Origin of the sequence: Anabaena sp. UHCC 0253 (assembly GCF_009712085.1) — a bacterium.
GTDB lineage: Bacteria > Cyanobacteriota > Cyanobacteriia > Cyanobacteriales > Nostocaceae > Dolichospermum.
Map to the genome: position 1 here is coordinate 112,801 of NZ_VILD01000011.1, position 12,294 is coordinate 125,094.

The 12,294-nt window shown below is 39.1% G+C and carries 12 protein-coding genes; 9 read left to right on the plus strand and 3 right to left on the minus strand.

Annotated features, from left to right (window positions below; translation table 11 throughout):
• Positions 1–118 precede the first annotated feature (118 nt).
• Positions 119–1,096: a cytochrome c oxidase subunit II gene (locus FJR38_RS24375; protein ID WP_168539920.1), complete on the minus strand. Its 978-nt coding sequence runs from the start codon at positions 1,094–1,096 to the stop codon at positions 119–121.
• A gap of 517 nt (positions 1,097–1,613) precedes the next feature.
• Between FJR38_RS24375 and FJR38_RS24380 the strand changes: the two genes are divergently transcribed.
• The 5 genes from FJR38_RS24380 to FJR38_RS24405 all read left to right on the plus strand — a co-directional run bounded on the left by FJR38_RS24380 (position 1,614) and on the right by FJR38_RS24405 (position 8,260).
• Complete coding sequence (locus tag FJR38_RS24380; protein ID WP_168539922.1) at positions 1,614–2,564, plus strand: heme A synthase; 951 nt, start codon at positions 1,614–1,616, stop codon at positions 2,562–2,564.
• A 536-nt stretch (positions 2,565–3,100) separates the two neighbouring features.
• Entirely contained in the window at positions 3,101–4,051 is a 951-nt protein-coding gene (locus FJR38_RS24385; protein WP_168539924.1) for a heme o synthase, read from the plus strand.
• Positions 4,052–4,614: 563 nt separating this feature from the next.
• On the plus strand, positions 4,615–7,086 hold the full coding sequence (locus tag FJR38_RS24395) for an ATP-dependent Clp protease ATP-binding subunit (RefSeq protein ID WP_168539971.1): 2,472 nt from the start codon (positions 4,615–4,617) through the stop codon (positions 7,084–7,086).
• A 228-nt stretch (positions 7,087–7,314) separates the two neighbouring features.
• The gene (locus tag FJR38_RS24400; protein ID WP_168539926.1) at positions 7,315–7,872 is read left to right on the plus strand and encodes a Panacea domain-containing protein; all 558 of its coding nucleotides are present in this window, start codon (positions 7,315–7,317) and stop codon (positions 7,870–7,872) included.
• Positions 7,865–8,260, plus strand: coding sequence for a hypothetical protein (locus FJR38_RS24405; protein ID WP_168539928.1), 396 nt, complete (start codon positions 7,865–7,867; stop codon positions 8,258–8,260). The genes FJR38_RS24400 and FJR38_RS24405 overlap by 8 nt, the downstream gene beginning before the upstream one ends.
• Before the next feature lie 146 nt (positions 8,261–8,406).
• On the opposite strand, the gene FJR38_RS24410 is transcribed toward FJR38_RS24405, so the two are convergent.
• Positions 8,407–9,276: a hypothetical protein gene (locus FJR38_RS24410; protein WP_168539930.1), complete on the minus strand. Its 870-nt coding sequence runs from the start codon at positions 9,274–9,276 to the stop codon at positions 8,407–8,409.
• 3 nt (positions 9,277–9,279) lie between these two features.
• Positions 9,280–10,380: a reverse transcriptase domain-containing protein gene (locus tag FJR38_RS24415; RefSeq protein WP_168539932.1), complete on the minus strand. Its 1,101-nt coding sequence runs from the start codon at positions 10,378–10,380 to the stop codon at positions 9,280–9,282.
• Positions 10,381–10,779: 399 nt separating this feature from the next.
• On the opposite strand from FJR38_RS24415, the gene FJR38_RS24420 reads away from it, so the two are divergent.
• The 4 genes from FJR38_RS24420 to FJR38_RS24435 are packed head-to-tail and all read left to right on the plus strand — an operon-like array spanning position 10,780 to position 12,172.
• The gene (locus FJR38_RS24420; protein WP_168539934.1) at positions 10,780–11,184 is read left to right on the plus strand and encodes a DUF1308 domain-containing protein; all 405 of its coding nucleotides are present in this window, start codon (positions 10,780–10,782) and stop codon (positions 11,182–11,184) included.
• A gap of 2 nt (positions 11,185–11,186) precedes the next feature.
• Positions 11,187–11,480: a DUF3349 domain-containing protein gene (locus FJR38_RS24425; RefSeq protein WP_168539936.1), complete on the plus strand. Its 294-nt coding sequence runs from the start codon at positions 11,187–11,189 to the stop codon at positions 11,478–11,480.
• Positions 11,481–11,537: 57 nt separating this feature from the next.
• Positions 11,538–11,810 (plus strand): hypothetical protein, encoded by a 273-nt coding sequence (locus FJR38_RS24430; RefSeq protein WP_168539938.1) that lies wholly within the window; start codon positions 11,538–11,540, stop codon positions 11,808–11,810.
• Positions 11,807–12,172 (plus strand): clan AA aspartic protease, encoded by a 366-nt coding sequence (locus FJR38_RS24435; protein ID WP_168539940.1) that lies wholly within the window; start codon positions 11,807–11,809, stop codon positions 12,170–12,172. Before FJR38_RS24430 ends, FJR38_RS24435 begins: the two co-directional genes overlap by 4 nt.
• Positions 12,173–12,294: the final 122 nt, after the last annotated feature.

The window sequence follows — 12,294 nt, forward strand, 5'->3', positions numbered from 1 at the left end:
GGATCAACAAGGAAAATTATTCCCCTGCTGCCGCTGCTCCTCTTGCTCCTGCTTGAATGTGTAACTAAAAGGTTTAACAGTTTATTTTGTAACTGCTGTAACTTCTGCAATTCCTAAATTACTTAATTTGATGCAGAATTTCTGAGTGAATTCCCATATCCTTGGTGTAAGGAGCGAGAAATTCATCGGCAGTCATTTCCTGAGAATTCATTGCCACCGCTTGATTTGGAACATCTTTACTAGCAACTAGTTGTTCTTGCATCCATTGATCAAAAGCTTCCTGCGTCTCTACAACTACTTGACTTTTCATCACCCCATGATAGGGTCCACACAATTCAGCACAAATTAGTTGATAATCACCCGGTATTCTGGGGGTGAAACGTAGACTAGTTTCTCTACCAGGAATGGCATCCTGTTTCAGCCGAAATTCGGGTATCCAAAAGGCGTGGATGACATCGTTGGCTGTCAAGTTGATTTCTACTGTTTTCCCAATAGGGAGATGAAGTTCACCAGTGGTTACGCCTGTGTCTGGATAAGTGAATAACCAAGCATATTGGAGTCCAGCGACATTGATGATTAATTCGTTGGGATTGACAACTGCTTCAGAACCAGGATCTAACTGTGATATTTGTATAGGCGATCGCTGAGTAGCAGGTGCATCATCTAGAGTGGCAGCCATTGCCGTTCCTGGCATACTCATAGCATCTTCCATCATCGGAGCAGCATGAGCAGAATGGGGATCAAAGCCGCCCATGTTGTTGTATACATCAAAACTGTAGACAGAAATACCGATCACGATAATTGCGGGGATCGCCGTCCAGAGTATCTCTAGAGGTATATTACCTTCAATTGGTGGTCCATCTTCGTTGTCACCAGCCCGGCGACGATATTTGACAACAGAGTAAATCAAAACACATTCAACAATCAAAAATATGCCTGTAGAAACAGTCATCATTGTGTTGAATAAACCATCTACCAAGGAGGCTTCATCAGAAGCCGCTACAGGTAACAGACCGTGATTTTGACCATACCAGAGACTGGTGAGGGTGAGGACAATGCCAATGAGTAATGTCCAGATTGCACTTGGAATTTTCACGGCTTTTTTCTTATGAATTGACTACTTGATCTTAAAGTTACTTCACTAGACTTCTTGTAGAAGTTGGGCAAAGGGGGAGTATTTTTCTGTTAGCCTTTCCCTATTCTGACAAAAATTACTTGTGAAAGAGGTCTAATTACTAAAGTGACTCCACTTACTAAGGTAGTGCAGGCTATAGGATATAGTATCCGTTGGTCTGAAATCTTTATTAATTTTTTTGATTAAGATCACAATTTTGAGTACAAGAGAGATAAGTTGTATTGCGAGTGAGCAGATGACAATTAGTAAAAAAATTTCCGGGAAATTTGCGGAAATTCCCATGAATTGCCATTTATCAATTATTCCCATCTGCAAAAAGCACAAAATCTTACAGCTAAAACTAGCTAAAGTGATCCAAAGTATAGGGGAAAGCTAATTTCTACATTCTGACGGATACGTTAGGGTGATGATAGGTTGACGCTGAATCAAAATAGAAAATTTTCAAGTTCAAGCACAAGCGGGCAAGAAGGTATTGTTAATGAGCGAATTTGTCCTAGAACAACAAAATGAAGCGGCTTCAGTTGCACTACAGCCAAAGGATATGATTCGTCGCTTAGTGTGGAAAATATGCGTAGCCACCTTAATTTTGATGGCTATAGGCAGTGCCACCAGGGTGATGAATGCTGGACTAGCTTGCCCTGATTGGCCTTTGTGCTATGGGGAGTTAGTTCCAGCCAAGCAAATGAATCTCCAAGTGTTTTTGGAGTGGTTTCATCGCCTAGATGCAGCTTTAATAGGCTTTAGTGCGATCGCCCTTTGCGGTTCATCTTGGTGGTATCGTCGTTCCTTACCCAAATGGCTGCCTTGGGCATCTACATTTGCGCTGTTTTTAATTGTCTTCCAAGGTATTTTGGGAGGACTGACTGTGACTGAATTGTTGCGGTTTGATATCGTTACCGCCCATTTAGGAACGGCACTGCTATTTTTCACCACTTTGTTAATTATCGGTACGAGTCTTATCCCCTATCAAGGAACAGGAACAGTCGGTAAATTGCCTGTGTTGGGTTTCACTGCTGCTGTTTTCGTTTACCTACAAAGTTTACTCGGCGCTTTAGTGGGTTCTCGCTGGGCTTTACACCAATGCTTGGCGGGTGATCAACTTTGTGATGTCATGTACAGCCATATTTTTGGGTTAGTACCGCCAACAATAGCTACTTTGGCAGTTGTCTTAATTTCTTGGCGCACACCAGCACTACACCCGACTTTGCGGAAACTGGCAAATATGGCTGGTAGCTTGTTGATTTTACAACTCTTATTAGGTGTGGCTACGTTCCGTTTACATCTACAAGTTGAACCTCTCACTGTTTCTCACCAAGCTATCGGTGCGACTTTACTAGGTACTTTGGTAGTATTTACGGTTTTATCAATGCGGGATGGGTTGACTAATTGGGAAGTGCAGGCTTCCACCGTGACAACAATAGCAGAGTGAACTACTTACACTTCCTTTGCGGCTAAGTGTAGGCTTCCTACCCAAAGACCTGCTTTTTACTCCGAAAAGCAACGAGTCTGACGATCTGGCGATAGGCTACTCCCACGTTCCGTAGGTAAAACAAGGATTAATCAAATTATTGATTATGTATCTAGCTTGGTTTTCGCTATATTCTCGCCTTGTCGAGATCCTGAAAATGATAACACAAATTACCGTGTTCGTTTCCTCTATGTTCTCTTTCCTCGCCTTCGGCATTGGGCAGGGAACTATCGTCAACTCACTCGCATTCATCTCGTCCCTTCCCTTCGGGCAAGTGAGAGGCTTCTGCTGTTTTAGCTAAAGTTTATTGACTCTACAAGCAAAGTTGTAATGAGAACTCTTTGAGAATAGCTCACTCTCCCGTCAGGGATACAGCCCGAAAGACATAGATTCCCAGCCATACAGAAAAAGACGCATCATCGCAGAAAGCGGGTTGCGGATGGTGTAGCGCTGCGGCAAGCAGATCAGTTCTTGAAAAATAAGGAAAGAGAGCCAACATGATTGAGACTAATGTCTCTCGTCGTCAGCACGACACATTTCTCCAAGTCGTTCAAAGTTACTACCAGCTAACCAAACCCCGAATTATTCCCCTGTTGTTAATTACCACGGCGGGAAGTATGTGGATAGCCGCAAAGGGTGAGGTAGATCCCTGGTTGTTAATTATCACGATGATTGGTGGGACTTTAGCAGCAGCCAGCGCCCAAACGATTAATTGTATCTATGACCGTGATATAGATTATGATATGGAGCGCACGCGCCATCGTCCTATGCCTTCTGGTAAGGTACAACCCCGTGACGCTTTAATTTTTGCGATCGCTCTAGCGGTACTTTCTTTTACTCTCCTCACTGTCTATGCCAATCTCCTGGCAGCATTTTTAGCATTTTCTGGGATCATTTTCTATGTTTTAGTCTATACCCACTGGCTAAAACGTCATAGCACTCAAAATATCGTCATTGGCGGTGCAGCCGGCGCAATTCCGGCTTTAGTGGGTTGGGCTGCGGTGACAGATACTTTAAGCTGGGCGGCTTGGCTCATTTTTGCCATTGTCTTTTTGTGGACACCTCCCCATTTCTGGGCTTTAGCTCTAATGATTCGTGATGATTACGCTAAGGTTGGCATACCTATGTTGCCTGTAGTAGCGGGTGATAAGGCAACAGTACGACAAATCTGGTTTTATACGGTGATTACCGTCACTGCAACAATCTTGCTGTTTTATCCCTTGCACGCCAGCGGTATTGTCTATGCTGGTATTGCCTTGACTTTAGGTGGGGTATTTGTCCATAAGTCTTGGCGCTTGTTGCAAAATCCCGAAGATAAAACAATAGCGCGGGAGTTATTTTTGTATTCCATTTCCTACATGATGCTGTTGTGTTTGGGAATGGTGGTTGATAGTCTACCAGTTACCCATCATTTGGTGAGTACAGTTCTTCAGCAATTGCACTTGTAGTCATCGCTGGAGGCAGGAGAGCAGGGGAGAGAATGACTTTTCCTCCCGCTCTTTCCTGTTCTTTGTTCCCTATTCCCTATTCCCTATTCCCTGTTCCCTGTTCCCTGTTCCCTGTTCCCTATCCCCTATCCCCTATTCCCTATCCCCTATTCCCTGTTCCCTGTTCCCTTTTTTTGTAAACCACATTTGTGAAGATAAAATAAATTTTCTGACCTGAGATTATATCAAAATATTTTCAGACTTTAGATTTTTTAATAAAAATAACTTATCTATCAACTAAAGCTATTGACATTAATATATATTCTGTGATATTAAATTTTATTTGGGACAACTATTAAAAATCTCAACATTAATAGTTAATTATTGGCATTAAGTCCCAAAAATACTGGTAAAATCACTCTCCTCAGTACAATAGCTACATAAAAAGTAATCAATAATTACTCATTAACCTATCAACCTGTGTCATCGTCCTGGGATATCTAAATTCTTTATACAGATACCCAAAATTTTAGCCTGTGCTAAAATCAGCATACCGGCACGACGCAGGTGATGGGAAAAATGCCATGTTTGAACGCTTCACAGAAAAAGCCATTAAGGTAATCATGCTGGCCCAAGAAGAGGCCCGCCGTTTAGGTCACAACTTTGTCGGAACTGAGCAGATCCTCTTGGGTCTGATTGGCGAAGGCACAGGAGTAGCCGCCAAGGTGCTGAAATCAATGGGAGTCAATCTTAAAGATGCTCGCATTGAAGTTGAAAAAATCATAGGACGGGGTTCGGGCTTTGTAGCCGTGGAAATTCCGTTTACGCCACGGGCAAAGCGGGTTTTAGAACTATCCTTGGAAGAAGCACGCCAATTGGGGCATAACTACATTGGTACCGAGCATCTGCTGTTGGGCCTGATCCGCGAAGGGGAAGGTGTAGCAGCCAGGGTGCTAGAAAATCTCGGTGTAGATTTGACCAAGGTGCGAACCCAAGTGATTCGGATGTTGGGAGAAACGGCGGAAGTTACGCCGGGTGGCCCCTCTGGTCGCACTAAGACCCCAACTCTGGATGAGTTTGGATCAAACCTGACCCAAATGGCCATAGATAACAAGCTCGATCCGGTGGTGGGACGCGCCAAGGAAATTGAGCGAGTGATTCAAATTTTGGGTCGCCGGACTAAAAACAATCCCGTGTTGATTGGTGAACCAGGTGTTGGTAAAACAGCCATTGCTGAAGGTTTAGCTTCACGTATTGCTAACAAGGATATCCCCGATATCTTGGAAGATAAGCGTGTAGTGACTCTGGATATTGGGTTGCTGGTAGCAGGAACTAAATATCGAGGTGAATTTGAAGAACGCCTGAAAAAAATTATGGATGAAATCCGCTCTGCGGGTAATGTCATCCTCGTCATTGACGAAGTTCACACCTTAATTGGTGCAGGTGCGGCTGAAGGGGCAATTGATGCGGCAAATATCCTCAAGCCAGCTTTGGCACGGGGTGAATTGCAATGTATTGGTGCGACTACTTTAGATGAGTACCGGAAGCACATTGAACGGGATGCAGCGTTGGAAAGACGCTTTCAGCCTGTGATGGTGGGTGAACCTTCTGTTGATGAAACAATAGAAATTTTATATGGTTTGCGCGATCGCTACGAAGCACACCACAAGCTGAAGATATCCGATGAAGCATTGGTGGCAGCGGCCAAGTTGTCTGATCGTTACATTAGCGATCGCTATTTGCCAGATAAAGCCATTGACTTGGTTGATGAAGCCGGCTCACGGGTGCGCTTGATTAACTCCCAACTGCCCCCAGCAGCGAAGGAATTAGACAAGGAACTACGGCAAATCTTAAAAGAAAAAGATGATGCAGTGCGTTCCCAGGACTTTGATCGGGCTGGAGAATTGCGCGATCGGGAAATGGAAATCAAAGCCGAAATCCGCACTATTGCTCAAACTAAGAGTAACGGTGCTAGTGGTGACGGTATTGAACCTGTAGTTACAGAAGAAGACATCGCTCACATTGTCGCTTCCTGGACTGGTGTACCGGTGAACAAACTCACCGAATCTGAGTCCGAGAAATTGCTGCACATGGAGGACACCTTACACCAGCGCCTGATTGGACAAGAAGACGCTGTGAAGGCTGTTTCCCGTGCTATTCGTCGCGCTCGTGTGGGATTGAAAAATCCTAATCGGCCGATCGCTAGTTTTGTCTTCTCAGGTCCGACTGGGGTAGGTAAAACTGAATTAGCGAAATCCTTGGCTTCCTACTTCTTCGGTTCGGAAGAAGCAATGATTCGCTTGGATATGTCCGAATACATGGAGCGTCACACCGTCAGTAAACTGATTGGTTCACCTCCTGGTTATGTCGGCTACAACGAAGGTGGTCAGCTAACAGAAGCTGTCCGTCGTCGTCCTTACACTGTGGTGCTGTTTGACGAAATCGAAAAAGCACACCCAGATGTGTTCAATATGCTATTGCAAATTTTGGAAGATGGTCGGTTAACCGATGCAAAAGGTCGCACCGTGGACTTTAAGAACACCTTGCTGATTTTGACTTCCAACATTGGTTCTAAGGTAATTGAAAAAGGTGGTAGCGGTATCGGCTTTGAGTTCTCTGAAGATGCGACTGAGACACAATACAACAGAATTCGCTCTTTGGTGAATGAGGAACTGAAACAATACTTCCGTCCTGAGTTCTTGAACCGGTTAGATGAAATTATCGTCTTCCGTCAATTGAACAAGCTGGAAGTTACCCAAATCGCCGAAATCATGCTCAAGGAAGTGTTTGGTCGGTTGACAGAAAAAGGCATTGTCTTAGAAGTCACAGACCGCTTCAAGGATCGCTTGATCACGGAGGGTTACAGTCCGAGCTACGGTGCAAGGCCATTACGTCGGGCAATTATGCGCTTATTGGAAGATAGTTTAGCGGAAGAAATTCTGTCTGGACGCATCAAAGATGGCGATACTGCTCTTGTTGATGTTGATGAAAATGGCATTGTTCAAGTTAGTTCTCAACAAACACGGGAGTTATCAACCCCTGGTGTTGAGTCGTAGTTAGGATTTTTTAATTGTTAATTGAACGGTGGAGGATTTCGGTTCTCTGCCGTTTTTTTTGTTTTTTTTCTCACGCAGAGGCGCAGAGTCGCAGAGAGGAGGAAGGGAGAAGATCAAAGTTGAAATAAACTGAGTAATGATATAGTCTGAGATTTGTATAATAAATTTTCGCGTTTTCAGATCAAGATTTATAATATAGATGTACTACACTGCTTCTCAAGGATAATTATGTCTATCCAGTTTCGGTTTCACCCAGAAAAAGCTGTAGAAGCAGCAGCTATACTGATAAAGCTGCATGGTAAGCCTATGAAGTATTTAGGCTTGCTAAAAATGCTCTATATAGCTGATCGTATTGCCTTAGAAAGAATAGAACAACCAATTACAGGTGATCATTATGTATCAATGAAATATGGTCCTGTTCTTAGTGGTATTTATGATTTAATTAAAGGTAAACCTATTGATGATGCTCTACCTCTGTGGTCTGAGTATATTTCTCCTGGTGATAAGAACTTTGTTTACTTAGTTAAAGATCCAGGAAATGATGAACTATGCGAAGAAGAAGAGGAGATTCTTCAAGAGGTATATCAAAGCTTTGGACATCTTGATCCATTTCATGTTGCTGAATGGACTCATGATTTACCAGAGTGGAAAGATCCTCATGGTTCTGCTATTCCCATTTCAGTAGAAGATATTCTGAAAAATGTTGGTAAAAGTGAGGAAGAAATTGAGGAAATTAGACAAATAGCACTTAGGGAAGCATATTTAGATGAGGTGCTAAGTGTCTAGTATTTCTATAAACATAGGAGATGTATTTTTAATTGATACACCTCCTAATGGCCAACATTTTTATGTCGCAATTGCAAAAACTTCTGATAATAAATATTTATTTGTTAATTTAACCGACAAGAAAAATAACTCTGAAAGAGTTTGTGTTTTAGCACCAGATCCGAGTTTACCAAGTTTTATTAAAAAGGAATCTGTTATAGCTTACTATTTTGCTCGTGAAATGGATGCAAATGATCTTGCTATTTGTATAACTTCTGGTAGTCCTATTCCTAAAGATTGTTTATCTGCTGATATTGTATCACAAATTCAACAGGGAGGATTAATTTCTAAGAAGTTGAAGAATAAATATAAAACTATGTTAAAACGCTTCTTGGGTAGCGAAGAATAACTATACTTTTACACAAGTATGGATTGATCCTATGTTATCACCTCCATACATTCTGTTATTATTTTGTTATAGTGAGGAAAATTGTCAAATTTATGATCGAAAATAGAGTGATAAGGTTGTATTTTCTAGTCATAATTATGAAGTTGCTAAGTTATGCTTAGATGTTTACCTATTTCTTGAATAAACCAGTTCATTGTATCTCTTATTGTTGTATAATTTTTTTCTTGTTCATCGAAAAATTTTTTAAGTTCATTTTTAGGTTGATAATTATCTAAAAAAATCTTGAAATCATTTCCTAGTTTATATTGGTATACAAGTCTTCTATTGTTTTCAATATATTCTATAATCGAATTAGGATCAAAGTATTCATCTTTTAAATTATATAAAAGAATATAAGCATATCCCTGTTTAGGATCACCAGTAATATTTGGATTCCATGGATGACGATAATCTATAAATTCAGAAAATATATCTTGTACTTCTTTTGTAAGAAGAGTCTTTTTTAATTTTTCCAATTTTATTTTTATACTCTTACCTTTAATTTCAACTCTGTTTGATATTGATCTACCTTTAGAATCTCCATGACTGCTAATATCCCTAATATTCATAATATTAGTAATAATCTTCTTGTATTGTTTATCTTGTTCTTTTACATTTTTAAAGAAAAAGTTTAATCTCCTAAATTTAGAAGATTCAATATCTTGAATATTGTCTTTATCATATTCCATTATAAATTTATTAAGCAAAATTTCTATTTGTAGATATACTTTACGGCAATACTCTCCAAAATCTTTATTCATGATAGCATTAACCGCTTCTTGATTTTCTTTTTCAAGTATTTCTCTCAAGGACTCATATTCTGATGTATTTAGCCATTCGTAAATTGAATAATCAATCAAATATATTTTACTATGATCTATCTTAATTTCTTCTCTAGCTAACTTTTCTATATATAAGGAAATACTTTGTAAGTTTGAATTTATTTGTTCCAGTAATATTTTTTGTAAATTATCCATCTATTAATCCTCGCCCTTTTTATTAAAAATTGATAATCTAGCTAATATTTTATATTGGTTCATATATTTTTGATAAATAGAATCTTCTTTACCTTTAACCATACCTATAAACTCAATTTTTCCCCTTAATACTTGCTGAAATTCTAGTTTTGGTTTTATGGATAATCTTGACTTAAATACATATTTCTCAAAATATTCATTTTCCGCAGCTTCAAGTCCAAACTTAGCCCAAGCATAAAGCATAGCGCGAATTTGACGCACATATTTTCTATCAACATTGGGAAAAACATTAGTTGTTAATCCTGTTACTTCCTGATGATTACCTTTCACTTGCAGTCTAATTTTCTGCTCATTTACCTCAAATCCATTTTCATGAATAATTGCTAGTAAACGATTACCAATAAAAATTTTTTCTGTATCTTCTTCAGTCCCTGTGTATGCTAAATAATTGGGAAATTGAGGTAAAGTTGTGGAGAAAGTAATATCATCTGCATATCTTGTATAAGTAGCTTTACAATCTTTAGCTAACCTTTGTAATTGACTATCCATTTTCGCGCAAATCATATTAGTAATTATTGGTGAAGTTGGTGCGCCTTGAGGTAACTGATTGTTATAACAACAAATTTGTGCTAAAACTGTTGCTACATCTGGATGTAAATTATAGGGAGTAGACATAAACATACCCCGCACCCGACCAAAATTTATAGAAGGAAAAAAATCTTTTAAATCAATATTTAGAACATAGCGTTTTTTAGCATGAGCTTGAGCATTAGTTACAATATTTTTACCATTCACAAAACCGTGTACTGATGGCTTTATTTGATATACAGCTTGTAAAACTTGATTAAGTTTTTTTTGAAGAATTTTAAGTGCAGTTATCGGGGTGGATATTTGACGAATACCACCAGATTTTTTGGGAATCTCAAAAGTTTTATAACGATTTTCAGTTTTAACAACATATATATGATAAACAAGACGACCATAGGAAATACCTAAAAGGTCGGCTATATCCATGGGATTTTTTAAAGAGTAAAATTTCTCTTTGAAAAATTCAGGTTTTTGTTTAAGAATTAAATTTGAGCCTCTTTGCACTTTGTCCGTCATAGATAATTAAGAAAAAATATCACTTGCAGTTGTATTCTCGCTTATTCCGAAAAGGAAAAGCCGTTCGAGACGATGGACGCGTCGTAAAGCTAACCGTGAAATACACCGTCGCAGGATCAACAACGGAAATCAATACTTATTACCGCAAGTGATTTAAGTAGCTAGTATAAGTAATCATCGAAACTTGATGATTTGTGTTTAGCTGTTATATATTGTATAGCTAAATGTACGCAAAGAGTCAAGACCTAAATTTACAAAATCTTAAAAATTTAATCAGATAGTTTTATGGTATAAGGTGTGCGATCGCAACGCATGACCGAGTAATCGCTTTTAAGTAAAAAGGTAATAAATGGTAAAATACATAACTTATTTACCATTTTTTCTGAGAAAAATATTTGAATGATTAATTTAGATACTGGCACTGCTATAGCTTTTATAGCCGAAAATTCCACTATCCGTTATGTGTTGCGACAATATGTAAATAAACAAGAAATGGTAATGACTCAAACCGCTTTTTCTGAGTTCACTAACATAGTGAAAACTATTGCTAGACTATCAGAACAAACTAGAGCTAATCGCTTTTTACAAAGAGTAACTATCATCCCGGATAACCCATCACCTAGAGCTTTAAATCTGCAACCAACACGAAAATTAGGAATAAACGATATTATTATATTAGGCACAGGTGATCAACTAAATATTGTCACCACCACAGCAGATGCAAAAGCAGTGAGAGCCGCTTCTGCTCAAGGTGTGGATTTTCATGTATATATTCATCTACCGTTTCCTTTAATTGGTAATTAATCATGCAAATCACTATTTCACCACATCTACAAAGTACATATAAATTAATTCAAAATGCTTTCCCCAAGGGAATAGAATCACAATCTTATTTACCGCTTTTAGCATTACTAAGTGAAGAAATGTCAGATAGAAATTTGGCTGAAGTTGTAGCTTACTATAGCGGTAAAGATTATAGTGTTGTCCTCAATGATGTATATCGGGTACAGTCAATTGATATACCCGCACCAGAAGCGATCGCTCATTTAAAGGAAAGATTACTGCTATGTGGTTATGAACAGTGGCTTGAGGAAGAATAAACTGTACTGCTAATCAAGTACAATAAATACATAATCACGAAAAAAGGATGAAATAAAATGCAAGCCATTCTCCTCAGCAGCGAAGAAGTCGCAAAACGAGCCAAAGAATTATATGACAATGGTATTCGTCAACAAGTCGAAACCGAAGACAACATCGGCAAAATGATCATTATTGATATAGAAACAGGTGAATATGCTGTTGATAAAACAGGCATAGAATCAGCGCATTATTTACGGAATAAAAACAGATTTGCTCGACTTTTTGGGATTCGCATTGGTTACAAAGTCGCTGCATCTTTTAGTGGAGAAATGGAGCGTGATTATCGGTGATAACTGGCATTATTAAAAATGGACGAGCAACTGTCAATGTCATATTTCGATTGCCAGAGCAACCAGATTTTAGTATTGAATTTGTGATTGATACAGGTTTTACAGAGTTTCTTTCTTTACCTCCAAGAGCAGTTAATCTTTTGGGTTTGCCTTTTGTTTATGATATGTATGCAAATTTAGCAGATAATAGTCGTGTGCTTTTACCAGTACATCAAGCGACTATTATTTGGAATGGTGAGGAAAGAGAAGTTAATGTTTTAGCTACAGGAAGACTGCCATTATTAGGCACTGGTTTACTTGATGGATATGAGTTATCTATCCAATTTACAGAAGGTGGTTTAGTGAAAATTGAAGAATTATAGTTAAATGATTTTTATTAAGTGCGTTAGCGGTAGCTTACCGAAGGTATCGCTTCTTATTAATGGTGAAGGAAGTGCGATAGCGAAGCGCTCCGTAGGAATCGCTCTCGTGTATCAAAGAAAAG